General features: G+C 47.1%; 23 protein-coding genes. 8 read left to right on the top strand and 15 right to left on the bottom strand.

Annotated features, from left to right (window positions below):
- Positions 1-11: 11 nt before the first annotated feature.
- The 8 genes from SAR116_RS01420 to SAR116_RS01385 all read right to left on the bottom strand — a co-directional run bounded on the left by SAR116_RS01420 (position 12) and on the right by SAR116_RS01385 (position 9,915).
- Positions 12-848 carry a phytanoyl-CoA dioxygenase family protein gene (locus SAR116_RS01420; RefSeq protein ID WP_013045149.1) on the bottom strand — a complete coding sequence of 279 codons (837 nt, stop codon included), beginning with the start codon at positions 846-848 and terminating at the stop codon, positions 12-14.
- Positions 849-860: 12 nt separating this feature from the next.
- The gene (gene iolB / locus SAR116_RS01415; protein ID WP_013045148.1) at positions 861-1,685 is read right to left on the bottom strand and encodes a 5-deoxy-glucuronate isomerase; all 825 of its coding nucleotides are present in this window, start codon (positions 1,683-1,685) and stop codon (positions 861-863) included.
- A gap of 14 nt (positions 1,686-1,699) precedes the next feature.
- Positions 1,700-3,568 carry a 3D-(3,5/4)-trihydroxycyclohexane-1,2-dione acylhydrolase (decyclizing) gene (iolD, locus tag SAR116_RS01410; RefSeq protein ID WP_041860698.1) on the bottom strand — a complete coding sequence of 623 codons (1,869 nt, stop codon included), beginning with the start codon at positions 3,566-3,568 and terminating at the stop codon, positions 1,700-1,702.
- 1 nt (position 3,569) lies between these two features.
- Entirely contained in the window at positions 3,570-5,534 is a 1,965-nt protein-coding gene (locus tag SAR116_RS01405; protein WP_013045146.1) for a bifunctional 5-dehydro-2-deoxygluconokinase/5-dehydro-2-deoxyphosphogluconate aldolase, read from the bottom strand.
- A 165-nt stretch (positions 5,535-5,699) separates the two neighbouring features.
- The gene (locus SAR116_RS01400) at positions 5,700-6,518 is read right to left on the bottom strand and encodes a MurR/RpiR family transcriptional regulator (RefSeq protein WP_013045145.1); all 819 of its coding nucleotides are present in this window, start codon (positions 6,516-6,518) and stop codon (positions 5,700-5,702) included.
- Between the two features lie 50 nt (positions 6,519-6,568).
- A complete protein-coding gene (locus SAR116_RS01395) occupies positions 6,569-7,357 on the bottom strand; it encodes an ATP-binding cassette domain-containing protein (protein WP_013045144.1) in 789 nt (262 codons plus the stop codon).
- 1 nt (position 7,358) lies between these two features.
- Entirely contained in the window at positions 7,359-8,945 is a 1,587-nt protein-coding gene (locus SAR116_RS01390; RefSeq protein WP_013045143.1) for an ABC transporter permease, read from the bottom strand.
- A gap of 64 nt (positions 8,946-9,009) precedes the next feature.
- Entirely contained in the window at positions 9,010-9,915 is a 906-nt protein-coding gene (locus SAR116_RS01385) for a sugar ABC transporter substrate-binding protein (RefSeq protein WP_013045142.1), read from the bottom strand.
- Between the two features lie 253 nt (positions 9,916-10,168).
- Between SAR116_RS01385 and SAR116_RS01380 the strand changes: the two genes are divergently transcribed.
- The gene (locus SAR116_RS01380) at positions 10,169-11,293 is read left to right on the top strand and encodes a Gfo/Idh/MocA family protein (protein WP_013045140.1); all 1,125 of its coding nucleotides are present in this window, start codon (positions 10,169-10,171) and stop codon (positions 11,291-11,293) included.
- A gap of 19 nt (positions 11,294-11,312) precedes the next feature.
- Here the strand turns inward: SAR116_RS01380 and iolG are convergent, their stop codons facing one another.
- Entirely contained in the window at positions 11,313-12,302 is a 990-nt protein-coding gene (gene iolG, locus SAR116_RS01375) for an inositol 2-dehydrogenase (RefSeq protein WP_013045139.1), read from the bottom strand.
- A gap of 170 nt (positions 12,303-12,472) precedes the next feature.
- Between iolG and xylB the strand changes: the two genes are divergently transcribed.
- Positions 12,473-13,936, top strand: a complete 1,464-nt coding sequence (gene xylB, locus SAR116_RS01370; RefSeq protein ID WP_013045138.1) for a xylulokinase — start codon at positions 12,473-12,475, stop codon at positions 13,934-13,936.
- Positions 13,937-13,993: 57 nt separating this feature from the next.
- Positions 13,994-15,328 (top strand): xylose isomerase, encoded by a 1,335-nt coding sequence (xylA, locus tag SAR116_RS01365; RefSeq protein WP_013045137.1) that lies wholly within the window; start codon positions 13,994-13,996, stop codon positions 15,326-15,328.
- A 6-nt stretch (positions 15,329-15,334) separates the two neighbouring features.
- Here xylA and SAR116_RS01360 read toward each other — a convergent pair whose 3' ends face one another.
- Genes SAR116_RS01360 through SAR116_RS01340 form a run of 5 tightly spaced genes read right to left on the bottom strand, consistent with a single transcriptional unit; the run spans position 15,335 to position 21,003 of the window.
- On the bottom strand, positions 15,335-17,758 hold the full coding sequence (locus SAR116_RS01360) for a GcvT family protein (RefSeq protein ID WP_041860697.1): 2,424 nt from the start codon (positions 17,756-17,758) through the stop codon (positions 15,335-15,337).
- A 3-nt stretch (positions 17,759-17,761) separates the two neighbouring features.
- Positions 17,762-18,553, bottom strand: a complete 792-nt coding sequence (locus tag SAR116_RS01355; protein WP_013045135.1) for a class II aldolase/adducin family protein — start codon at positions 18,551-18,553, stop codon at positions 17,762-17,764.
- Between the two features lie 58 nt (positions 18,554-18,611).
- On the bottom strand, positions 18,612-19,538 hold the full coding sequence (locus SAR116_RS01350; RefSeq protein WP_013045134.1) for a ketopantoate reductase family protein: 927 nt from the start codon (positions 19,536-19,538) through the stop codon (positions 18,612-18,614).
- Between the two features lie 32 nt (positions 19,539-19,570).
- Positions 19,571-20,509 carry a DMT family transporter gene (locus SAR116_RS01345; protein ID WP_013045133.1) on the bottom strand — a complete coding sequence of 313 codons (939 nt, stop codon included), beginning with the start codon at positions 20,507-20,509 and terminating at the stop codon, positions 19,571-19,573.
- A 44-nt stretch (positions 20,510-20,553) separates the two neighbouring features.
- Positions 20,554-21,003: a YtoQ family protein gene (locus tag SAR116_RS01340; protein ID WP_013045132.1), complete on the bottom strand. Its 450-nt coding sequence runs from the start codon at positions 21,001-21,003 to the stop codon at positions 20,554-20,556.
- A gap of 210 nt (positions 21,004-21,213) precedes the next feature.
- On the opposite strand from SAR116_RS01340, the gene SAR116_RS01335 reads away from it, so the two are divergent.
- Positions 21,214-21,579, top strand: a complete 366-nt coding sequence (locus SAR116_RS01335) for a cupin domain-containing protein (protein WP_013045131.1) — start codon at positions 21,214-21,216, stop codon at positions 21,577-21,579.
- Positions 21,580-21,594: 15 nt separating this feature from the next.
- Here SAR116_RS01335 and SAR116_RS01330 read toward each other — a convergent pair whose 3' ends face one another.
- Positions 21,595-22,515, bottom strand: a complete 921-nt coding sequence (locus SAR116_RS01330) for a LysR substrate-binding domain-containing protein (protein ID WP_013045130.1) — start codon at positions 22,513-22,515, stop codon at positions 21,595-21,597.
- Between the two features lie 183 nt (positions 22,516-22,698).
- On the opposite strand from SAR116_RS01330, the gene SAR116_RS01325 reads away from it, so the two are divergent.
- The 4 genes from SAR116_RS01325 to SAR116_RS01310 all read left to right on the top strand — a co-directional run bounded on the left by SAR116_RS01325 (position 22,699) and on the right by SAR116_RS01310 (position 26,495).
- Positions 22,699-24,159, top strand: coding sequence for a 4-hydroxyphenylacetate 3-hydroxylase family protein (locus SAR116_RS01325; protein WP_013045129.1), 1,461 nt, complete (start codon positions 22,699-22,701; stop codon positions 24,157-24,159).
- Positions 24,160-24,196: 37 nt separating this feature from the next.
- A complete protein-coding gene (locus SAR116_RS01320) occupies positions 24,197-24,613 on the top strand; it encodes a RidA family protein (protein ID WP_013045128.1) in 417 nt (138 codons plus the stop codon).
- A gap of 68 nt (positions 24,614-24,681) precedes the next feature.
- The gene (locus SAR116_RS01315) at positions 24,682-25,818 is read left to right on the top strand and encodes an aromatic ring-hydroxylating oxygenase subunit alpha (RefSeq protein WP_013045127.1); all 1,137 of its coding nucleotides are present in this window, start codon (positions 24,682-24,684) and stop codon (positions 25,816-25,818) included.
- Positions 25,818-26,495 (top strand): DUF1028 domain-containing protein, encoded by a 678-nt coding sequence (locus tag SAR116_RS01310; RefSeq protein ID WP_013045126.1) that lies wholly within the window; start codon positions 25,818-25,820, stop codon positions 26,493-26,495. Before SAR116_RS01315 ends, SAR116_RS01310 begins: the two co-directional genes overlap by 1 nt.
- Positions 26,496-26,505 lie beyond the last annotated feature (10 nt).

The following is a 26,505-nucleotide window of genomic DNA, read 5'->3' as shown; positions in this document are numbered from 1 at the left end:
GATAAATGATATTACTCAGCCGCTTCGGTGGCGCTGCGGCCTTCTGCATTACCTGCTTCGGCGTCTTCAAGCAATTCAGGATAGCGCAAATCACTTCCCAGAAGCTGCCGTAATGCCGGGCTTGCACTAGCCTGAATATCGGAATTAACACTTTCCAGAAGATTTTCCATTGGTTTGACAAATTTGGGTAGATATTGCCCCAGAATTGATGTGCGTTCAGCATCTGAATTATTCGGCATTGAGCAATGCCAGTTCATGCCGGTGAATAAAAGCAAACTGCCTGGAGGAGCTGTAACCTGAATGAATTCTGCTTCAAATTCTTCTGCTTTTGGATAGACACCACGCTTTTGAGAATGCGGGACAATACCAGTCGCACCATTTTCAGCAGTAAATTCATGTAGGCTGATAAGTGACTGACAATTCATATGAAAACTTGAATTTATACCTGCGGGAAATTCATCAATATCATGCATATCCCAATAGGGATAATCAACATGTGGTTCTTGACCAGGCGCACCAGGCAACAAACGATTGGCCGCAAAAGAACCAAGAATGAAATTGCGCCCGAGTACCTTTGAAAATACCGCCATGACAGCAGGATGCTGAACCATATCAACAAAAACATCACCCTTATTCAGCAAATTCCATACGCGGCGCTGAAGGTGAACTTTATCTGAATGTGCACCATGAAAATGTGTGGCGGCCTGCGCTTCATTTGAATGAAAATTGATGATGCGATTGGCCTCAGCTACCTGTTCGGCAGAAAATACAGACGGAAAAAGATAATATCCAGGGCCTTCAATCAATGCTTCGGTTGCAACATTAAAGTCATGCTCATTAAGTGTCATAGTGATGCCTCGTTACTTTGGGTTTACAATCCAGTCATGGTCAGGATCATTGCGGAATTTCCATACTCGCTTTGGTCCGGCCATTACATTAAGATAATAGCTGTCATAACCATGCGGCACGCCAACAGGGTGATACCCTTCGGGCACCAAAACAACTGATCTATCCCCTGCTGCCATCGACTCATCAAGACTACGGTCATCATTATAGACACGATGCATCACATAACCTTGAGGTGGATCGACTCGGTGGTAATAGGTTTCTTCCAGATAGGACTCATGTGGTAAATCATCAGTATCGTGCTTATGTGGTGGATAAGATGACCAATTTCCACTTTCCGTAATGACTTCAACAACCAGCAAACTGTCCGCTGGTTCAGTTTCGGGTAAAATGTTACAGATATGGCGGGTATTGCTTCCACTTCCCCGCACTTCAAGAGACATATCGTCTGGTGTGATCAACCGCACCGGATGTGAACCATCTAGGCCAGGTGCACGACAAACAGCTACCTCACATGCAGTTTCAGCCGTGACCGTAAAATCCGTATTCTTTGGCACATAGACGGCAAACGGAGGCACCCGATCAAAAACCGATTTGCGCCCTTTTAACAGCCCAAAATCCTGTCCACCTGCTGAAATGCTGGCTGAACCAGATAACAAAACAAGGCATATTTCAACATCCTGATTTGCGTCACCGGTCGCGGCAATAGACGCATCAATCATTGAACCAGGCGCCAGGTCATAGGTGGCAAAACCAACATGCCCCCACCCGGCCGAAGCCGGGGTAATATCCTGTACGGCCTTACCGTTCAGATCTGGTGATATCAGAAGATCAGCCATCTAAGTCTCCTTATCTATTTACCTGATGCCAATGGTGCGCCTTTTGCCTGACGCTTTCGGCCTTTAACATATTTAGCGTGCGCCTCGTTTACACTTTTGCGCTTGGACACAGCAGGTACAGCAACATCCCACCATATGCCGCCAGCTTCAGTGCTATGAGCCGGATCCGTATCAATGACAATCACATCAACGCCATCATGTTTGATCGCCGCCGCCGTCAGTTCTTCAAGCGCAGCCAGAGTCTCCGCCTTTACTGCACGCGCGCCCATTGCCGCCGCATGCGCGACAAAATCAATATCGGGCAGAACCGCGTGATATGAGTCTGCTAGCATATTATTAAAGGCAGCACCGCCTGTACCTGCCTGAAGCCTGTTGATGCAACCAAAGCCACGATTATCCGTCACGATTAAGGTCAATGACACACCCATCATAACAGCTGTTGCTAGTTCCGAATTCATCATCAGATAAGAACCATCACCGGTGAAAATGACATTCGGACGATCAGGAGCGGCCATATGCACGCCGATGCCAGCAGCGATTTCGTATCCCATACAGGAAAAGCCATATTCCATATGATACCCATCGACAGCACCAGCTTGCCATAGTTTATGTAATTCCCCTGGCATGGATCCCGCAGCGCCAACAACAATCGTATTATCTGGAACATTCCGGTTCACCGCACCGATCACCTGACTATCTGATGGCAAGGCGTTGGTACTGACAGTCTCTGCGCTGGTAACAACAGCCATATCAGCTTCCCAAATTGCCGACAGATCAGCAATTTCACCAGCATAGGATGATGAAATCTGTAGTTCAGGTAAGGCATCTGACAAGTCATTAAGCCCTTGTTTGGCATCGCATAATAATGGCAAGGCATTATGTTTGAGCGCATCATGCGATTGCACATTCAAAGCGATTATCTGACCTTTGATCATACCATTTGATCCGCTGGCAAAATCCTGTAAACGACTGCCAACCGACAAGACAACATCTGCTGTTTCAGCCAATGCATTGGCCGCGCTACTGCCTGTAACGCCAAGTGACCCTAAATTCTGATCATGACTATCAATTAGTGCAGATTTACCTGCCTGCGTGCTGGCAACCGGAATACCAGTGCGTGTAGCAAAAGCCGCCAAATCATCCGACGCACCGGAATAGCGCACCCCACCGCCAGCAATAATTAAGGGGCGTTTTGCCTTGGCAAGCACGTCAATAGCAACATCAAACTCGTTCTGATCGGCTTTCTGACGGCGAATTTCATGTGTTTTTGGTGCAAAGAAACTCACCGGGAAATCATAAGCCTCAGCTTGCACATCCTGACACAGGCTCAAGGTCACAGGACCACAATCCGCTGGATCAGTTAATACGGCCATGGCCTTTGGCAGAGCTTGTAAAATCTGCTCGGGCCTTGTGATCCGATCAAAAAAGCGACTGACAGGCCGGAAACAGTCATTTGCTGATACAGTGCCATCGGTAAAATCTTCAACCTGCTGCAAAACCGGATCGGGACGGCGATCCGCAAACACATCCCCTGGTAAAAACAGTACCGGCAAACGGTTTACATGTGCCAAGGCGGCCGCAGTTACCATATTTGTTGCGCCTGGGCCGATTGACGATGTAACAGCCATCATCCGGCGGCGGTTACTTTGCTTGGCATAGGCAATGGCCGCATGCGCCATACCCTGTTCATTATGTCCCCGAAATGTTGGTAAATCGTCTTTTGTTGCATATAACGCCTCACCCAGCCCAGCGACATTTCCATGTCCAAAAATAGCCCACACCCCCGCAAAAGCGGGCGCGGTTGACCCATCAAGCTGTCTGATTGATTGTGCCGCAAGATAGCGCGTCAATGCCTGCGCCATTGTTAATCTTACATGTGTCATATCACGCGCCTGCCTTGTTCCAGAGTGCAATAAGATTACTATATTTATCTGCCATGCTGTCGCGTGCAGCAGCATCAGTCAATTCACCTTTAAACCAGGAAGCAGCCACATCAGCAAAAATTGTCCGGCCAATGGCAAAGCCTTTTACCAGAGGTTCTGTTTTAGCGGCGGCAAACGCCCCAGCCAGCACATCACTAGGCGCTTCTTTGCCCAGAACAATAATCCCTTGGACATGCGGGTCATGCTTGCGAACAATATCACCACATTGCGTCCAGAATTCAGGCTTATCAACAGGCTCCAGTTTCCACCAGTCAGGAAATACATCAAGTTCATACATGCGTTCTATGATCTGCGGCACCTGATCAACAGCCGTTGGCTTGTCAGGTCGTGCGGTGATAATTTCCAACAGCATTTCATGGTTGGTCTGTTGACAGGCATCAAAAAGCTGGACAATCAATTTTTCGTGACCATCAATAATGTCAGATGAATCGTCTGTTCGGAATGGCAGTAGCACTTTAACACAATGATTTGCTGGCCATTGTGCCAGCCGCGAGCCGATATCCGGCGCTTCCTCAAGGGATAAAGGAAACACACCTGACTCTTCAATCGGACGCCCAATCCAGCAATCAAGGTCTGAGGCTTTATGCAAGGCAGATCGACCAAGACGATCATCCACCAGAATACCCATTGTCTGAGAACCTTCTTCGCCTGCCGCGCCTATCACTTTAGCGGCTGCCTCAAGTGCCAACAACTTAAATTCATCAATGGCAGCTTCGTCACGACCATGCTGTTTAGCCATGGCAACAAACTGATGACGGTGGTCAAAAGCAAATGCTGCAAGCTTATGCCAGCGGCGACGGCGCGTTGTAGCCCAATGTAACTGGCTGAGCTGGGTATCCTTTCGTAACGCAAATTCCGAACTGCCATGCGTCAACAAATGTGACAATTCCGCAAATGACGGATATGCAGGGGCACAGCCATGCCGTGAAACGGCAAGCGCGCCACACCCATTTGCATAAGATGCCGCCGTGGCCAGAGACTCACCACGGAGCCAACCACGAAGAAATCCAGCCATGAAGCCATCACCAGCTCCCAGCACATTGAATACGTCTATTTTCTGCACAGGTACGGTTATACCCGCATCCCATCCCCTAATTTGAACAGGTTCCTGCGCGACATCATTATCGTCCTTGCCTGCAAATACCGTACAGCCCAGAGCACCACGCTTACAAACCATGGTCGCATCACTAAAAGCACGCACCGAGGCCAAAGCAGCCAATGTATCGGTCGATCCACCAGCAATATGCCATTCTTCTTCAGTGCCCACAATCAGGTCACATTCAGACAAAATCGGGCGTAAATGTTCGGTCACATAAGCGCTTTCCACAAACCGGCTTTCACCATCATTATGCCCGCCTAAAGCCCACAAATTTGGCCGGTAATCGATATCAAAAGCAACTTTACGACCAGCTGCACGCGCTAGCCGGATTGCTTTCATACTTGCTGCGGCAACCTGCGGTGTTGAAAAATGCGTACCTGTAACCAGAACAGCCCGCGCAGAAGCTATAAAGACTGGATCAATCTCATCTTCGACAAGCCCCATATCAGCACAATTTTCACGATAGAAAATCAACGGAAACTGCGCATTATCACGTATGCCCAAAAGCACCAAAGCCGTAAGGCGAACAGGGTCAGTGATGACACCCGAAACATCGACGCCTTCGGCAACAAGCTGTTCGCGGATAAAGCGCCCCATATGCTCATCACCAACACGTGTAATTACCGCTGATTTTAGACCCAGACGAGACGCACCAATACTGATATTTGTAGGGCTACCCCCAATATATTTAGCAAAGCCAGCCATGTCCTCAAGCCGACCACCAATCTGGCTTCCATAAAGATCAACCGAAGAACGACCAATACAGATCACATCGAGTTTGGGTTCTGGCATTGCTGTGTTTGGCATTTTACAACTCTTCGTCAAGACAACATTTTGACAATATCAAAGACATCTATTTCAAATAATTTATCAGGTCATCAATATGTCAGACAATTAGCTGTCACACATCAAAAAACGAAACAAATATTCCAAAAACACTATAGTGAAATTTTTTAATCATCAAGTGATCACTCAACCCTTCATTGATCTTTTTTGAATACCTGCCTCTATTGCCAGATATTGGGCAAGATTCATGGATGCTGTCAGTGATCGGAAGCCTGCATAATCCTCTTCTTTCAGAAACAAGCTGATGCCATGAATGATAGGGCTTACTTCGGTATCAGTTATGCTAATGCAATCAAGATCCCGACGACGTGCGGCATCCACCAAAGCTATGGTGACATCGCTATAGGGCATATAGCTGAATGCACAAAGAACGTCATTGTCTCCTGCCAGACTCAATTCCTGTAATGATTGTGACGGCGACAGGGAAATAAACCGATTCATAATACCAATGCGTGTTAATAAGTAGGATAAATAGGTTGCCACCCCTTCGGTACGTCCTGACCCAGCCAGCCACACAACATCAGCCTCAGCAATGCGTCCGGCCGCTACCTTGGCATCGGCCTTATTAAGATTATCTCGCATAGCCATAGCAGAACGCGCGGCAGACATAACAATTGAGTCGAAAATATCTTCAGAAGATGACTCATTCAAGTCGGTTAACCGGCTCTCATAGCTTACCCAGTTTCCCCGCAAACGGTCACGAAACACATTTTGAAGCTGTGAAAACCCATTATAACCTAGCTGTTTGGCAAAGCGCACCATTGTTGATGGATTCGAGTCGGCGCTTTCCGCCAGTTCAGCCAGCGTATCAAGTGCCATTTTTTCAGGGTTAGCAAGGGCAAATTGCGCAATGTCGCGAAGACGCTTTGGCATGTGATTATGGCTCGATGTAATCAGCTCGATCAAACCGTCATAGGTTTGTGGTGGAACTGTAACCGCATCCATATCTTCCCTCCTTTATTCGCGTTTTTCATTACCTCGCGGCTTTGACTTTGCTAAATGGCAAGCTCCTTTGCCAGATCACCAATTTCGGCACCACCCGCCATCAAACGTTTGATATCATCGCCACCAAGGTCTTCGGAGGTTCCACTTCCGATCACTTCGCCAAGCGACAAAAAGGTAAAGCGGTCAGCGATCAAACGAGCATGAATTTCGTTATGCGTAATCAAAATAATAGCAATATCACCAAGCTTTTGAACACGTCTGATGGTTTTCAGAACTTCCATTTGCTGCTTCTGACCAAGTGCCGATGTTGGCTCATCAAGAATAAGCACCTTGGCGCCAAAATAAATCGCACGGGCAATAGCAAGAGTCTGCCTTTGGCCACCTGACATGGTACCTACGGACTGCTCGGGATCAGCAATATTAATACCAATCTTTGCCATTTCGTCTATGGCAATGCGATGCATTTCTTGCATTTTCATCAATCCAAATGGACCGCCAAAATGCGTTATTTCACGCCCAAGGAAGAAGTTACGCGTTACCGAAGCCAGAGGATTCAGAGCTAAATCTTGATAAACAGTCCCGATGCCAGCATCACTCGCATTACGGGGAGACGCAAAACTGACTTGCTTGCCTTCGACATAAATACTGCCGCTATTGGGGGCAAAAACCCCTGACAGTAATTTAATCAAGGTGGATTTACCCGCACCATTATCGCCAAGCAAGGCATGAACTTCCCCTGGATAAACCTGAAGGGAAACGCCGTTCAACGCCGTGAAAGCACCAAATTTTTTAACCAGATCTTTGGTTTCGATCAGCGGCTGTGTCTGTGACTTTGCCATGTTAAATGGTCCCCATTATCCGTTTTCGTATATTTTCATTCAGCAAAGCCGATGCGATAATCACAAGGCCAAGGAACACGCGATAGAACGACCCATCAATGCCCGGAATATAGAAAAAGGCTTCTTTGGCTATACCAAATATAAAGGCACCAACAATGATACCAACAACCGTTCCAAAACCACCTGTCATCACGATACCACCAATAACAGCGGCGGCAATAGCTTCCAGTTCTTTCAGGTTACCCTTGGCCGCATCAGCGGTATTGACTTCAAACACCTGACATGCGGCAAAAATTGTTGCGCAAAAGGCCGAGAAGATGAACAAAGATATTTTGACCTTATTGGTCGGAACACCATTCGCTTTGGCCGCCGTAATATTGCCACCAGTCGAGTAAATCCAGTTGCCAGCCTGTGTCTTGCTAAGCACAAAATAGCACATCAATGACATGATCAGGCAGATCATCACACAGGAATAAAGACCCTGGGCAAATTGATTACCAAAATTATTTACATTCCAGTCAATGGGGAAGTAGAGCCAGTCAAATAGTGGCTGCAGAATATCACCACCAAAGAAATCAGCAATCGGTCTGGCTGAACTAATACTGTCAATATAAACCCGCGCCACATCAACATCAGTGACCGATTTTGGCACCACAGGATCTACTTTGAAATTGGCAATTTTATCCTGAATTGTCTTCGCCATAAATTCGTTACCTGACTCGATGGCATTTTCTAATGCCCGTTCCAATGGCTTAACACCTCTGGAAATCATCAATTCTGTCTTGGCATCGGCAACACGCTGATAGGTATATTCAAGACGTTCCGTGATGCTTGCAATCTTATCAGCTGGTAGCGTGCTTAAAAGCTGGGTCAGGTCAGCCTCAGGCAATGCTTTAGCTACCGATCGTTCCATTTCACCATGGCCAGGTAGATTGATGATATTTTTTATATCCGGAATCTCAGTAACGGTCGTGGCACCTTTAATCTGATCAGGCCTATGGTTGAATGACCTTAAGGAAACCTCGGTCAGCCCTCGCAGGAAGAACAGGCCACCCAGCGTTACAATGAATGACGGCAGGCCAGATTTGACAACTATATATCCCTGTAACCAGCCAAAAAATAGTGTGAAGCAAAGCGTTATCAATAGCGCACCCAATGGCGACACATCAGGTATGTGTATAAGCGTGTAGAACTCGATATGAACCCCACCCTCAAAGGAAATATAGGGAATTATAATCGAGAAACCCCAGCGCAAAACCATCGCCATACAGGCACCAGCAAAACCAATCATCGAACCAATCGACAAATCGAATTCACCAGCAACAATCAACAAACCAGCACCTAGCGCAATAATTGCTAGTTGCGAGATAACACGTAAATTATTTCGTATGCCAAGTGCGTTAAAACCTTCGCCGGCAAAAGGATTTAAAGAAAATTCACCTGATGGGATGGAAAAATATCCCAGCATTCCAAAAAGCAATAACATAACCCCAACAGGGCCAATTTCAGGTCTGGAAAAAAGAGTTTTCAGCCACTTCTTTTGTTCGTGACGATCGGATTCTTGCCGTTGAGATACGGACGCGTTCATTTTATTCCCCATCAAATAAAAAAGTGGGTAGCAAAAAGCTACCCACTTTCAATTTATAACAAACTTATCTATCTACACCTGCAAGAGCAGCTACAGATGATGCGTTTGACTTATCCACAAAGCCTGGGCCTGACGGGATGTTAGCACCAGGAAGCAGTCCTGCACCATTGTTGTACAGATGCATTACAATGATAGGCATGTAACCCTGCAAACGCTGCTGCTGGTCAATTGTGTACTGAACCTTACCAGCATTGATCATATCCATAACTGGTGGGCTAAGGTCGAAGCATGAATGGTGAACAGACATACCAAGCTCGTCAATGGCCTGCTGAACACCTACACAAACATGTGGGCCAACAGATAGAACAGCGTCGATATCAGGGTTTGCCTGAAGACCAGCTGCCGCACGTGTTGGAATGGTTGCTGGGTCATTCGAACTATCTACAAGCTTGATAGGCACAGCTTCACCGTAACCGTTACAACGATCGTTCAGTGCTGTGTTGTAAGCTTCCTGAATGAAGCAAAGGCCTTTGGTTGCACCTTCGGCTTTTGCACGATTACCAGCTGACTGACCAGCAAGATACTCAGGCTGACCAACATGCATAAGCGCGCCAACTTCTTTTGATGACTCAAGACCAGAGTTCATTGTTACAACAGGAATACCAGCTGCAACAGCGTCTTTGATGGCCTGACCAAGTGCATCTGGATCTGGCAATGACACAACAATACCATCTGGTTGTGTAGCCGCAGCAGCGGTGATTGATTTTGCCATATCACCCATGTCGCCTGATGGGTTGAAGATATATTCAAAGTCTGCACCTACGTGACGTGCAGCATCTTCACCACCTTTTTGGACAACAGGCCAGAAAGGATCTTTACCCTCTCCATGTGTGACCATTACATAGCGTTCCGCCTGAGCAGCGCCAGCCATCATCATCATGGCTGAAACAGCCATTACAATTTTTTTCATTTTTTCACTCCCATAAGTTTTAGCCAATCATTAACACCTGATAGGCAAACTTATAAAAACTTTTACACGTTCGAAAGTAAAGATATTTTTAGAACAAATATTTTGCTTTTTTAAAAAAGACAAAGTTTGTTCTATTTCCAAGCACAATAAAATGCTATTTCCAGCAATTATTAATTTTGAATTTGGCGGCTTGATCGCTATTAAACAAACAAACTGTAGCCCAATAATGGGGCTTGAAATTTGGAGCTGAATAATGAAACCTATTGGTGTTGGCGTAATTGGTACGGGTTTTATGGGCAAGGCGCATTCGATCGCCTATAGCGCATCAGCTTCGGTTTTTGGCACCGGCCTTCGCCCTAATCTTGAAATTGTCTGTGATCTGAGCCCCGATCGTGCCAGCCAACGGGCAACTGATCTGGGATTCTCACGCTATAGTGCTGACTGGCGTGATGTTGTCAATGATAGCGCGGTTGACCTAATCTCTGTCTGCACACCGAATGACACCCATGCCGAGATTGCAATCGCCGCGCTTAATGCAGGCAAACATGTCTGGTGTGAAAAACCAATGTCAACGAACCTTGCCGATAGCGCAGCAATGGCCGCCGCCGCTAAAGCCAGCACGGGCAAAACAATCGTTGGGTATAATTATACCAAAAATCCTGCCGTAACGCATGCTCGTCGCCTTATCGAAAGCGGTGTCATTGGCGAGGTTGCAGGATTTTTCTGCCGCTATGATGTCGATAATGAAGCTGATGGCAACCGCCCATGGTCATGGCGCATGTCACGCGATCAATCCGGCACTGGTGCCAATGGCGATGTTTTATGCCATGTGATCAGCGTGGCACATTTCTTGACCGGATCAACAATTTCCAAAGTTGTTGGTGATTATGCCATTGTGCATAAAGAACGTACCGATCCGGCTAACGCCAATGCTACCAAAACTGTTGATAATGACGATATGGTTTCGGCTTTAGTCCATTTTGAAAATGGGGTTCATGGCCATATTGGCGCCAGCCGTGTGACATGGGGACGTAAATGTGGTCTGCGCTGGGAAGTACAAGGTACCAAAGGTACTATCATCTTTGATCAGGAGCGCCTCAACGAACTCCAGTTATTCACCAAGCAGGACGATCCGGCAACTGACGGGTTTCGCACCATTTTAACAGGCCCTGAACATGCTCCCTATGCGGCATTTCTGCCAAATGGTGGGCATAGCCTCGGTTACATGGATGTCAAGATATGTGAATTGCATGACCTGCTAACATCCATCGAAACAGGCGAAAAAATATGGCCTGATTTCGATTCGGCATTGGTGATCGAACAGGCCATGGATGCTGTTGATCGCTCGGTCATTTCAGGTGCATGGGAAAAGGTTTGATACCGCTTGGGTCAACCGCCTAAAGATGAACAGCCTTTCCTGACTGGGCAGATAATAACGCAGCGTCCGCGATACGCAACGCGTTCAATCCATCCTGCCCATCTGGGCTCGCTGGTGTAGCATTGACGATACTATCGATGAATGCGGCGATTTCATGTGCATAGGCATCAATATAACGCGTCATGAAAAAGTCATGTAATGGTGGCCGGGTATAGCCAGATGATGTAGCAAGCTCGATCGATACTGGCCGTTGATTTTCTGCCGCGACCATGCCTTTTGATCCATGTACTTCGATTCGCTGGTCATACCCATAAGTAGCGCGTCGGGAATTTGAGATAGTCACCTGCTTGCCCGATGCCATAGTCAGAATAACCGATGCACTATCATAGTCACCTGCCGCGCCTATCGCCGGATCAACAAGAACCGATCCGCTAGCCTGAATAGTGACAGGCATTTCATCCATCAGAAAAACAGCCATGTCAAAATCATGTATTGTCATATCACGAAAAATGCCACCAGACCGTTTGATGTAATCCAATGGTGGCGCGCCCGGATCACGAGAGGTGATCACAGCCATCTCAGACGCACCGATATCGCCTTTATTGATTGCCGCCTTAAGCGCCGCAAAATGCGGATCAAAACGGCGGTTAAAGCCAACCATCAACACGGCTTTACATTCATTCACAACATCAAGACACGCGCGTACGCGATCAACACTCAGATCAATTGGCTTTTCACAGAAAATCGCTTTACCACAGCGGGCAAATTGTTCGATTAAATCGGCATGTGTATCGGTCGGTGTGCAAATGATTACACCATCAACATCATCACTAGCAGCAATTTCGTCAATTGTGCGTACATCACATCCATAGTGGTCAGCAACAGCATTTGCCGCCGTTGCAATGGGATCAGCAATGGCCGCCAAAATAGCCGTATTATTTTCGGCAATCGCGCGTGCATGCACCTGACCAATACGACCCGCGCCTAATACAGCTATACGAACAGACATTACAAACCTCGTCTTGGTAAATCGAAATAAGGATCATTTGCTTAGACAAACCCATGACAGTTGGCAAGTAAAACTATTCTGGCATTGGGCTAGATCCCACAGTTCCCTCAGGCTTGATTTTACGCTGATAGATAGACAGAATGCTGTTTGTCATTGAGTGAGGACATGCAATGTTTTTAGGGTTTGATATCGGTACGTCGGGCGTAAAGGCTTTGCTTCTGGACTTGGATGGCAGAATTATCGCCAGTACCTCTGCTTCACTCAATGTCACCCGCCCTCATCCCGGATGGTCAGAACAGGCGCCTACCGACTGGTGGAATGCGGTAAATGAAACCGCCTTGAAGCTAGCGCGTGATCATGCAAAAGCAATGGCAGATGTGCAAGCTATCGGCCTCTCTGGTCAGATGCATGGCATGGTTGCTCTGGATAAAGATGACAATGTGCTTCGTCCTGCAATTTTATGGAACGACACACGAAATGCGGCCGAAGCAACAGAACTTGATGAAGAGTTTTCAGACTATCGCTTGCTGGGTGGTAACGCGGTCATGCCTGGCTTTACAGCACCTAAAGCCTTATGGATGGCAAGGCATGAGCCTGATTTATTTACCAAAATCACAACTATCCTGTTGCCCAAGGATTATGTCCGCTTTCGCATGTCAGGGGAAAAGGTTTCGGACATGTCTGACAGCGCAGGCACCCTGTGGCTTGATGTTGCCGCACGCGCATGGTCACCTGCCTTGCTGTCACCCTGCGGCTTGTCAATTGAACAGATGCCCGAACTGGCTGAAGGCAGTGCACCAGCTGGACAGCTTCGCCCCGACATTGCACAAAAATGGGGTATAAAGAATACTGTTACGATAGCTGGCGGTGGCGGCGATAATGCAGCAGCAGCCTGTGGGCTTGGTGTCACAAATCCGGGCGATGCCTTTTTATCACTTGGCACATCTGGTGTCGTGTTCAGCGTCACTGACAGCTTTGCCCCTGCTCCAGCCAATGGAGCGCATGCTTTTTGCCATGCGCTACCAGACACATGGCATCAGATGGGCGTCATTCTGGCCGCGACTGATTGTTTGAACTGGTTATCCGAGATATCAAACACATCGGTTGTCACCCTCATGAACAGCATAGAAAACAACAGTTTTAGCCCGTCGCCCATGCTGTTTCATCCTTACCTATCAGGCGAACGTACCCCTCATAATGATGCGCTGGCTCGTGGTGGTTTTTTTGGCATTTCCCGTACTGATGACCGCACTGATATGACCAGAGCTGTTTTAGAAGGTGTTGCCTTTGCAATGGCTGATACGGTCAATGTTCTAGCCGCGGCTGACAAGCGCCCCAGCCAGCTTCTGGCTACCGGGGGCGGGGCAAAAAGCAACTATTGGCTGTCATTGATTGCGGCGGTCACAGATTGCGATATCATAATCCCCGAAGATGGAGATTTTGGAGCAGCGCTTGGTGCTGCACGTTTGGGCTTACTCGCCAGCAAACCTTATAGTGCGACAGACGTCGCCACAATTTTGCGCAAGCCTGACATTATCGGAACCATTAGCCCAGATGCTATGATAAAAGACGCTCTTGGGGATCGACGACACCAGTGGCAACAACTTTACGCAGCCATTAAGACGATACGATAGTCTGATTTAAGCACCTATAAAAGCACAACCACGTTTACATCAAGGAACCAGATCATTATGACCACTTCGTTTTTTGGACTCGATCAGAAAATCACCTTTGAGGGTGCCGACAGCTCAAATCCATTTGCCTTTAAGCATTATGATCCAGATGAAATGGTGTTTGGCAAACGTTTGGAAGATCAACTGCGCTTTGCGATCTGTTATTGGCACAGCTTTGGGTGGCCCGGTAATGACCCATTTGGTGGCGAAACCTTTGAACGGCCATGGTTTGCGTCACATTGGGATCGTGCCAAGGGCGATGCTATGGATGCCGCAAAACTGAAAGCCGATGTCGCGTTTGAAATGTTCAGCCTGCTTGGCACACCCTTTTTCTGCTTTCATGATGCCGATGTGCGCCCCGAAGGCACAAGCTTTGCCGAAAACACACGTAATTTGCAGGAAATAACCGACTATTTTCAGGAGAAAATGGAAGCAACCAAAGTAAAATTACTGTGGGGCACCGCCAACCTGTTTTCGCATCGTCGCTATATGAGTGGTGGTGCCACCAACCCTGATCCAGATGTGTTCGCCTTTGCCGCAGCTACAGTCAAAACCTGCCTTGACTCCACCAAGCAACTTGGTGGAGCAAATTATGTGCTTTGGGGTGGCCGTGAAGGCTATGAAACCTTGCTCAACACAGCGATTGATCACGAAATGGATCAAATGGGCAGATTTTTGAATATGGTTGTCGATTATAAGCATAAGATAGGATTTGAGGGCACTATCCTGATCGAACCCAAGCCTCAGGAGCCTACAAAACATCAATATGATTTTGACGTTGCCACAGTATATGGATTTCTCAAACGTTATGGGCTTGATGCTGAAATCAAAGTCAATATCGAACAAGGCCACGCTATTTTGGCAGGGCATAGCTTCGAACATGAACTAGCGCTTGCCAATGCACTTGGCATTTTTGGTTCCATCGATATGAATCGTAACGATTACCAGTCAGGTTGGGATACTGACCAATTTCCAAATAATGTAGCTGAGGTTGCCCTTGCCTATTATCAGATTTTAGGACATGGGGGATTTGAAAATGGTGGCACCAATTTTGATGCCAAACTTCGCCGTCAATCAATTGATCCGCAAGACCTACTTTTGGCACATATTGGTGGTATGGATGTCTGCGCACGTGGCCTGAAAGCCGCCGCCGCGATGCTCGAAGATGGAAGCTTGCAACAAAATCTTGTTGATCGCTATGTCGGATGGGAATCTGATTTTGGCGGAGAAATCATGGACGGGCAGTATGGATTGGATAGTCTAGCCAACAAGGTGCTGGCTGAAAATATCAACCCTGATCCCGTATCTGGCAAGCAGGAATATCTGGAAAATATCGTCAACCGATTTGTTTAGGATGTCTTAAGCTATCTTCTGGCTTTTGCGCATCCGAAGCCCTTCTGGATCAAACAGAGCCTTGCGTGAAACGCTTGCGATGAAATGTGTGCCCGCAATATCAATGAAAACGTCGGTGCCATCAACTGCGCTTTTGCTATCAATATAGGCTAAAGCTAACGGACAGCCAATACGGTAGCCAAAACTGGCCGATGTCGTTTTGCCGATAATTTGGCCATCATGATAGACCGGCTCATTACCTAAAGGCACCGCATCCACATCGGCTAGACGCAAACTGACAATAGTCTGTTTTGCAGGCGTTTCCATCGCCTTTTGTATGGCTTCATGGCCAATAAATGGATATTGCATATCAATGGTAAAGGCAAGACCAGCCATCATAGGTGACACATCTGTATCAAGCTCATGCCCATAGGCAAGAAACTGTTTTTCAATGCGCATTGATGACTGTGCCAAAGTGCCAGCAGGACGGGCGCCAGCTTCGTTTAATACGTTATAGAGCCTTTCAGCATCTTCGCATGCACAGGTGAGTTCCCAGCCTGCCTCGCCAACATAAGAAAGCCTTACAGCATCAACCATGATGCCCGCAATTTCATTACGTGCATGGGTAAAATAACCAAGCGCGTCAAGCCAATCAGCGCCCAGCGATCTCATCATCACCGAAGCCTTTGGCCCCATTACGGCTATAGTTGCAAATTGAATGGTGTGATCATGTATCTCGACCTGCTCATTTGCATTGACATGTTCACGTAGCCAGGCCAAATCTCGCTTAATCGCGGATGAACCAACATAAAGCCGGTAACTCTCGTCATCAAAACGCAAACTTGTCAAATCACTCTTGATACCACCTTTTTCGTTTACCATGGTCGTATAGGTGGCGCGTCCAGCTGGTCTTGACATGTTATTAGCACAAAGACGGTTGAGCATGGATTCAGCATCCCGACCTGTAATGCTGATTTTGCCAAAACTTGATTGATCGAAAATGGCAACATCATTTGTTGCACAGCTAACTTCGTGGCCAACTTGATCAAACCAATCAGGTTTCCCGAAACCAAGTTTCGGCTCACCTTGCTTTTGAAAATACATAGGGCGTTCAAACCCAAAAACCTGCCCAAAATGCGCTTTCTCTCTGACCCATAATGCGTGTAGGGGCAATGTACGAAGCCCTCGTGCACTGTGCCATTGTCGCCCGGGATAGGTGATTTCGTAATGTTTACCCAGCACCTCTGGCGCGCGGCTAGCCAATGCCTCTGCGCTATTAAAGCAATCGGGGAAACGTTTGGGATCAGCTTCATAAAGGTCAGTCTGCGTCGCCCCATCAATGATGCAATCTGCTAGTGCCATCCCGGCACCACCACCAGTTGCAATACCAACCGAATTCATTCCGCAACCAAGAAACAGCCCCTTTGTTTCAGCAGTTTCGCCCAGCATAAAGCTACCATCCGGGGTAAAGCTTTCTGGCCCATTAAGCAGCATACGCACTTCGGCTATTTCCAACATGGGTAAGCGATGCAAGGCATTCATCATCATCGGCTCAAAATGATCCCAGTCTTCAGGCAATAACTGAAAAGCGAAATCGTCACCAAGGCGATCTGGATCAATGGCTTTTGCCATTGGTTCAAAACAGCCAACCAGCAACCCGCCCGAGTCATCACGGATATAAAGATGGCCATCATGATCTGACAAGGTTGGTAAATTGCCTTCAGCACCTGCAACGGGCTTGGTCAGCAGATAAAAATGTTCACATGGATAGACCGGTACATCGACGCCTGCCATTGCGCCGGCATTTCGACTCCACAAACCGGTACATAACGCAATAGCATCACAGCGGATCGTGCCTTTGTCAGTTTCAACCCCGACAACACGGCCACCCTTGGTCATAATACCAGTTACGCCGGTATCTTCGAATATCTTTGCCCCACGCATTTTGGCACCTTTGACAAGGCCAGCGCATAAATCTGACGGACTGACCCGCCCATCATCTGGTGACCATACGGCGCCAAGCACATCATCGCCATTCATTAATGGCCAGCGTTCCATTGCCTCATCTTTTGAAACTGAATAAGCTTCAACGCCAAATAGATTGGCCATAGCTTCCTGTCGTTTTATATGCACCATTCGGTCTTCATTCGTAGCAATGGAAAGCGACCCTTTATTGATCCAGCCAACATTCTGTCCAGTTTCTTCTTCTAACGTTTCATACAGACTTATCGAATAGCGAATAAGGTCAGTAAGATTACGGGTTGAACGCAATGCGCGCACCTGCGCTGCTGAATGCCAAGTTGTTCCAGAAGTCAGCTTGTTTCGTTCTAAAAGAATAACATCACTGATACCGCGTTTAGCTAGGTGATAAAGTGTTGAACAACCCATTATGCCGCCACCAATGACGACAACGGATGCGTTTTCTGGCAAAGGATTACTATTATTTGTCATTTGTTAGCTTTTCCAGCCTGCGTCAATGCGATCAAGCATCCGCCAGAAAGCTGGCCACTCAGGATGTCGGACTTTGGCACCACCTTGCGCACTTCCACCTTCGAACTGTTCGCGTGTATGGCGCATCACATCGTCAGGGATATAGCTGATTTCAGCCCCTGATGCCATCGCCCGTAACTGGACATCCGAATTACGTATAAAGACCTGATGTCTAACAAATGCCCATATTGCCGATGGACCAGCCGTTAAAAGACCATGGTTTTTCAACAGTAATGTATGATTTTCTTGGCCCAAAGCTGCTTTTAAGCGCCCCTGCTCATCAGCGTTCAGAACAATACCTTCAAATTCATGATAGCCAACACGCTCGAAAAGCTGACACCCTTCTTGCACCAATGGTATGGCTTTGGCGTTGATCGCTGACATGGCCTGGCTAATCGGTTCATGTGTATGCATCACACAATGCAGATCATGAGGTCGTGCGCGATGAACAGCCGAATGTATCAGATAACCTGCTAAATTGATTGGCGCATCATTATTATCAAGCTTGTTTCCATCCAGATCTATGCGCACCAGATTTGAGGCGGTAATTTCATCATAGGTCAAACCAAAGGGATTTATAAGAAATGTATCAGTATCCGGAATTCTGAGGGTGATATGATTATAAACCACGCTGGTCCAGCCATAATGATGCGTCAAACGATAACAGGCGGCCAGATCAACCCGTGCATGCCATTCGGCCTCACTCATACCGGTTGGGGTTTCTGGATACGTTACGTCAAGTGCCACTGACTGCATGTTCAACTCCAAAAAAACATATCTTGAAACCACTATGACGCGTATTCTGGCACTTTAACTAGTGATTTTTTTCATATTGCGCCTCAACGCCTTTAATCAGGGCAAATAGCGCCTCATTCAGAGGTGTTGCTATATTATGTTTTTTACCAAGGGCGATAACGGCGCCATTGAGCGCGTCAATTTCGGTTTGGCGCATTGCCATCACATCATGCACCATTGATGGTTTATGCGTACGATGTTCACGCCCTGCCATCTCGATAATTGCCAGAACATTTTGTGGATCAATCATAATGCCGTCAGCTTGGGCGACCGCACAGCTTTCCATAACCACCGTCCGCGCCAGATTGGAAAGATAAGCAGAATCGGCAACTGTACCGGGTGTGCCTTTGACCAATGCACAGATTGCATTGATGGCGGTGTTAAATGCAACCTTGCTCCAGATCACAGCATCAATATCATCATTCACCACGGTTGGCATATCTGCGCCAGTTAACATCATAGCCAGTTGCGCGGCAATCTTGGCGCTATCTGCCCGCGCTGCATTAATCTGTGTCAGATGTTGTCCATGCGATACGACATGCCCGGGGCCAAGCAAATCCGCAGGTGCTGTCGTTGTTCCATATATTACCCGTTCATATCCAACAAAGCCTGCCAACAGATCATGGTTACCAAGCCCGTTCTGCACACTGACCAAACATGTTGCATCGTCAATCATATGCGACACAGCCCTAATAGATTCGGCTGATGCGCCTGTTTTGGTAAAAACAAATATTGCGTCAAAAGGCTCATGTATTTCGGTTGGGGTAATTGTTGGAATCTTGACTATGCTCTCACCACTGTCGCGCACCAGCCTCAATCCAGAATGGCATACAGCCTTGCGATGCGCTTCATTGCGGATCACCAAGGTCACATTATGGCCAGCATCCGCCAACGCGCCACCAAACAGGGATCCTAACGCCCCTACCCCGATAAATCCCAGCTTCATGAAAGTCCCATTCTTATTTTCATCTGCAAAAATTAACCATCTTCTTTTGCCATTTTACGCGCAACGACGCGTTCACGATGAAACAAATAAACACCACTCGCAATAATGATAAATGTACCCACGAAAGTCGTATCGGCAGGTGTATCATTAAAAAATAGATAACCAAATAAGGCGGCCGTCACGATTTCAACATACTGGAAGGGTGCCAGCACGCTAGCAGGGGCATTCTGTGTTGAAAAAACAATTAACATATGGCCAATGGTCGAGGCTATGCCCATACCCACAATCCACTTAAAATGATGGCTGTCTGGAGTCAGAAAAGCTGTACCTGGGATGTCGGCAAACTGCCCCAGAATCATCACTATGCCCAACATAATGACGGCAACCAGCCCAACAACAAACTGCATCTGAAACGGATGAGCAACCTTTGAAATACGGCTTGTGAATATCATGTAAAATGCCATTGATACGGCTGACACAAGTGGAAGCAATGCAGGCCAACCAAAAATCACGAAGCTTGGCTGTAAAACCATCATTGCCCCGATCAAACCAAATATAATTGCAAAAATACGCCGCATTCGGATCGTTTCACCTAGTATCAGAACCGATAAACCTGTCAGAATAAGAGGCTGGACAAAAAAAATCGCGATCGCTTCGGCCAGGGGCAGATGCTGAATGGCCCAGAAAAAACAGAATGTGGCGATCACAAGCGTAACGCCGCGCATACATTGTATAGCCAAAGTTCCGGGTGGAATCGTCCAAAGACGATTATAGATTACCAAAGGCAGTAAAAGACATATCTGCATAAAGAAACGAAAAAATGTGATCTGTATCGGGTCAAAGCTTCGCCCTAGCGTTTTGGCACAAACATCAATCGCCGGGATGATCAACATAGCCAGGCAAATCTGAAGAATGCCTTTTGACATAGACGTCGTGGCGGACGTGCTGCGCAAAACAGAAAGCTCAGGCATAGGATAGTATCATTCTAAAATCATATCTTCGTGACATCTGATTTTTAACCGGGAAGCTTTTGTGTCAGCACATAACGTAAAATATCGGCAACAGCCTTTGGGTTTTCGGCAACAGCCAGGGCGGCGGCATCAACTTCCTTTAAGGCATGTTGATGTTCTGCACCATGCAAGATAATGAGTGATTTACCTAGGGCGGCCGCATAGCCTGCGTCAAATGCTGCATTCCACTGTTTGTATTTTTCACCGAATCTTACAACAACGATATCGGCTTCCTGAATAGCTTTGCGTGTACGTATGGCATTGACCATGGCGCCTTTATGATCGTGCCAGTATTTATCGGTTTCTGGGCCTAATATGGCAACGCCACAATCATCACTGGCGGCGTGATCAGTCACCGGACTCGAAAATGTCACATCAAGGTCTGCCGATCCTTGGATAATTTGCTCGCGCCAATCAGTATGAATTTCCCCGGAAAGATAAACTTTCATGGCCATTATGCCTCTCCTTAGCTTTAATAGTCTGAGCACCTGATTACATGCCCATGGTCACAATCAGAATGATAATACGTAAAATGACAATATCCTGAAATTCAAAGGTTACAACCGCCAAGTTGTTATCATCACAAATTCATCAAACTTTCATGCTTTTGGGTTGGCAAAGTACAGCATTCAGATCACAATGCCCGAAACAAGAGCGAGGTTATCATGATAAGTCTAGAAAGTTTTGGCGATTTAAGCGACATCCCTGCGGGAAATTTTGCCCCTAAACCAACAACTTTGACTGAAGGCCAAACCGAAGCCCTTGTTCCGCTATGGGAGTCACTTGACGGCCTGACCAAAATTGGCATCTGGGATTGCACGATTGGCCGCTTTACAGCTGACCGCACAAAATCTGCTGAAATTTGTCATATTTTGTCTGGCAGTGCATCAGTCATCAATGCGGATGGCAGTGGTAAACGTGATATTGCTGCGGGTGATATGCTGATCTTGCCGATTGGTTGGACAGGCGAATGGACAATCCAGGAACCAATGCGCAAAACCTATATCCTGATTGCTGAAGCCAGCAGCTGATTGCATGCAAATTGCTTATTTCCAGTTGGTAAAATAAATCTGCGCTACAGTTTCAAATCGTGACATGGCTCGTGTTGGACGCAGATTTTCAAGACTGGCCAGCACGATCCGGCTTTTGATCATGTTATTTTTAATCGGGCGTGTGACAAGCGCCGCCCCTTCATAGGTCAGATCACCTCGTGGACGCGTCACAAGCAACGAATATCCAAGCCCTCGCCCCACCATGCCACGCACCAGCTCCAGTGATGATGTCGTATAAGCTATGTCTGGTGTTACCCCAGCAGATTTTAACAGACCTAGGAAAAATCCGCGACTGGGTTGAACATCAAACAGAATCATTGGTTCAGGGGCTAAATTTACAAGATCAATTTCGTCTTGATCCGCCAAGTGATGCGTTGCTGGCAAGACGACATGGGGAGCCAATTCGGCAAGCTCTACTCTATGTATGTCATCTGGCAATTCCAGATCATATAATAAAGCTATTTCAAGACTACCTGAATAGAGACCCCCTACAAGCTTTTCCTGGGTGCCTTCCTGTAAATCAAGCCTTACACCCGGAAAGCTTTTATGAAATTGCGATATCAGCCCAGGCAAAACCGATGGGGCTAGCGTCACAAAGCTACCCAACCTCAAAACACCACTGATATTGTCACTATCAATATCATCACTGATCATCATGGCCTCCCGTTGCACATCAGAGGCATGTGACAACAAACTGCGCGCTGACTGGACTAAACGCAAAGCAGCAGCCGTTACTGAAACGCCCTGAGCATGATGCCGGAGCAGTAATTGCATACCAAGTTGATCTTCAAGTTTGGCAACCGCAACCGATACGGTGGGTTGCGATACATTCAGATTTGCCGCCGCACCAGCAATTGATCCGGCATCAACGCACGCAACAAAATATTCAAGTTGGCGAAGGGTAAAACGATGCATAGGCCATGTATAGCATAAGCCTATAGATAAACAAAAAAAAATGTATTTTAACTAATCAGTGGCCGGGCTTAGCGTTTAAAATCATCATGATCTGGAATAAAGCAAAACCTTTATACAAATATCATTAAGTATAATTATAAAATAATAACAATTATTTAAAGCAAACAGTGAAAGTAAATCGTAATGATAAGAACGGGCGAACAATTTCGTGATTCACTACGTGATGGCCGTGAAATCTGGATTAATGGCGAACGTGTTGAGGATCCATCCACACACCCACAAATCAAACCGGCTGTTGATGCGCGCGCCTATATCTATGACATGCAACATGACACCAAAACCAAAGCCGCCATGACCTATGAAGAAAATGGCGAGGATTTTGCCATAGGCTTGCGCCTTCCCTTTGAGCAGCAAGATTGGCAGGATAAACGCGATGCTGTTGATTTGATCACACATAACCTAGGTGGCGTTGTCACGCGTGTTGGTGACGAAACCATTGGTGAAATGTGGTCACTTTGGGATGGCAAGGATATTCTGAACGAGATTGATCCACGTTTCGCGGAAAATATTGAACGCCATATTCATCAAGCTATCAAATTCGACCCATTCCATGTGTCTGCCAATACAGACCCAAAGGGTGATCGGTCAAAAGCACCACAGGATCAGGATCCGGATATGCTGGTGCATGTGGTCAAGGAAACTGATGCTGGTATTGTTATTCGCGGTGCCAAATTTGAGACCGCTGCCGCCTATTCCAATCAGGCCTTTCTGAAGCCAACAATCGCCAATTGGGGGGATTCTGAATTATCCGACTATGCGCTTGGTTGTATTGTCAAAATGGATGCGCCTGGCATCAAACATATATGTCGCTCGGGTTTTGCAGGCGCCAGCGGCGCATGTCCCCGCGCTAACCAGCAAGATTACCCGCTTGCCAATAAATTTGATGAAATTGATACATTGATGATTCTGGATGATGTTTTGGTACCTTGGGAAGATGTTCTATTCTATCAACATACCAAAGCCGCAAGCTTTATCCGTGCCACTTTGCATCGCTATTCTGCTTTCCCCTATGTTCAGCGTACATTGTCCTATGCAGATCTGATTATCGGAGCCGCCTTGTGGAACGTCAAACAAACCGGACTTGAAAAACAACAAGCCGTTCAGGAGAAACTGTCTGAATTGGCCGTATGGCGCGAAGGTATAAATGCGTTCCTGACCGCGGCGATTGCGACCGCCGAAACCAGCCCAAACGGCTTGGCAATGCCAAATCAGTCGTTGCTATTCTCCGGCAGGGTTCATGCTTTGACAAATTTGCCTAAAATGATGCACCTAGCGCGTGAATTATGCGGTGGGCAAATATGTGTCACACCTGATGCCAATACATTTGCCGCTGCCGACACAAAACCATGGATGGACAAATTTTATTCTATCAACGAAAAATGGGTGGCGGATGATCGGCGAAAATTGCTGGCGTTAGCCCGCGATTTGCTCAATTCTGATTATGCTGGCCATCGATTGACGTTTCAGCTTTTTGCGCAATCACCACCTTTTGCCCAATTAGCTGCGGTATATAGAAATTTTGACTGGGACGGCCCTCTGGATTTTGCCCATAAAGCCGCTGGCTTGTCAGATAGAATGAAGTGACAATTTAGGTTACTTACAACGATCAGGACATTATTGAATGACAACACATAAAAGAATCAGACCGTTTAATACCAAGGATACCTATCCTGAACAGAAGCTAGATAATGATCTGTCGCAAGGTGTAGTTGCGCGCGGTACGATGGTTTTTCTGCGGGGGCAGGTATCACAGGATCTGGATAGCCGTGAAACGCTACATATCGGTGATGCTGCCCAACAAACCGAAAAAACGATGCAAAATATAGCCTTATTGCTTGATGAGGCTGGTAGCTGCATGGATCATGTGTGCCGCATAGTCGTATATCTGACTGATATTCGCTATCGGGAAGCTGTATATCAGGAAATGGGGAAATGGCTAAAGGGTGTATATCCCTGCTCCACTGGTATAGTTGTGCCAGCATTAGCACGGCCTGAATGGGTTGTAGAAATTGAAGTCACGGCAGTAATCCCTGACTGATAGATAGACTGAATTTTAGTGTGTAAGATGACATTGTAATCCCACCTTAATTAATCATGGGGTGAATTATGGACAAAATCTTGGATAGTCTAAAGACCCTCGCGCAAAAGCCCCTTTCCGAAGCAAAGGCATTGCCTAGAGATGTTTATATATCAGCTGACATTCTCCATCATGAGTTAGAACATATCTTTGGCCATGACTGGATTTGTGCTGGCCGCAACGACGAAATTCCGAATGTTGGCGACTATCTGACATTTGATCTGGGTGACCAGCCACTTCTTTTGGTAAGAGGGACAGATAATAACATTCATGCCCGCGCCAATGTCTGTTTGCACCGTATGATGCGGCTGGCAGATGGGTCGGGACATACCAAAAAATTCACCTGTCCTTATCATGCCTGGACATATGACATTGATGGCAGACTGGTTGCCGCAGCATATATGGATCGTTCCTCGTGTTTTGATCGCCGGCATATGCACCTTCCCGAAATACGCTGCGAGATATTTCATGGTTGGATATATGTCAGCATGAACAAAGACGCGGTGCCTATTAGCAATCTACTGGCTGATCTTGATCCACTTGTGGCCCCCTATCAGATGGACAAATATGTCACGATTTTTCGTCAGCACAATGTCTGGCAAACAAATTGGAAACATCTGACCGAAAATTTTATGGAAGGCTATCACTTGCCCGTAGCACATAAAAATACCGTAGGGGCATATTTTGGCCTGATGGATACGTGTTTTGATGATCGCGGTAGCTTTGACCATTTTACCTATCAAACCTTTACCAAATCAAGCAATGCCCCTGTTGGATCGGCTCACCCTGACAATAAAACCCTGACCGGAACAGCACGCAACACATCAATCATGCCAACGGTGTTTCCAACGCATATGTATGTGCTGGCACCTGATCATCTTTGGTATTTATCATTGCAACCGCTAGGCGTTGATCAGGTCAAAATTCTGTATGGCGCGGCCATCGCCCCCGAAGTACTTGCCGCGCAGAAAAATGTTGATGATTACATTGCCAAAACACGCGCATTCCTTGATGATGTTCAAGAAGAGGATCGGTTTGTTGTCGAAAATATTTTCAAGGGGGCGCAGGCGCCTTTATCAACATCAGGCCCTCTTAGCTGGCTTGAACGCGAAAACCATGAATTTGCGCAATATCTGGCACGGCGACTTTGTAAAGGAGATGAATAATGACGTTTTCAGTTGTTGGGCGATGTGCAAATACAGGCATGACTGGCGTAGCCATCACCACATCCAGCATTGCCGTAGGTAGCCGGTGTCCACATGCGCGGGCTGGCGCTGGTGCAGTCACCACCCAGAATATAACTGATCCGTCACTTGGTCCGGCTGTGCTTGATCTGATGCAAGCTGGAAAAAACGCTAAAGATGCAATCGCCACGGTCATGCAGGATCGTCCACACGCTGATTATCGACAAATCGCCGCTATCGATCTTAACGGCATGACCAGCAGCTTTACGGGGAAAAATATTCTTGGCACCAATGCTGTAGCTAGCGGGGTTGATTGTATTGGCGCGGGAAATTTATTGTCCAATGAGGCTGTGCCCGCTGTAATGGTGGCCTCGTTTGAAGCCCATCAGGCTTTGCATCTGGCGGATCGTCTGGTTACAGCGCTTCAGGCTGGTATTGATGCGGGCGGCGAAGAAGGCCCCACACATTCGGCAGCTTTGATCGTCGCACATGCACACGCTTGGCCGCTTGTCGATCTTCGCGTTGACTGGAGTGATACTTGTCCGGTTGTTGTTTTGCGCGCGCTCTGGGACGCCTATGAGCCGCAAATGCAGCCTTATCTTATGCGGGCGATTGATCCTGCCGCCGCCCCAAGTTACGGTGTCGCCGGGGATGAGTAGCAGGAACGCT

Origin of the sequence: Candidatus Puniceispirillum marinum IMCC1322, assembly GCF_000024465.1 — a bacterium.
GTDB classification, from domain to species: domain Bacteria; phylum Pseudomonadota; class Alphaproteobacteria; order Puniceispirillales; family Puniceispirillaceae; genus Puniceispirillum; species Puniceispirillum marinum.
The sequence above is the reverse complement of the archived record's forward strand: the minus strand, read 5'-3'. Positions and strand labels throughout refer to the sequence as shown.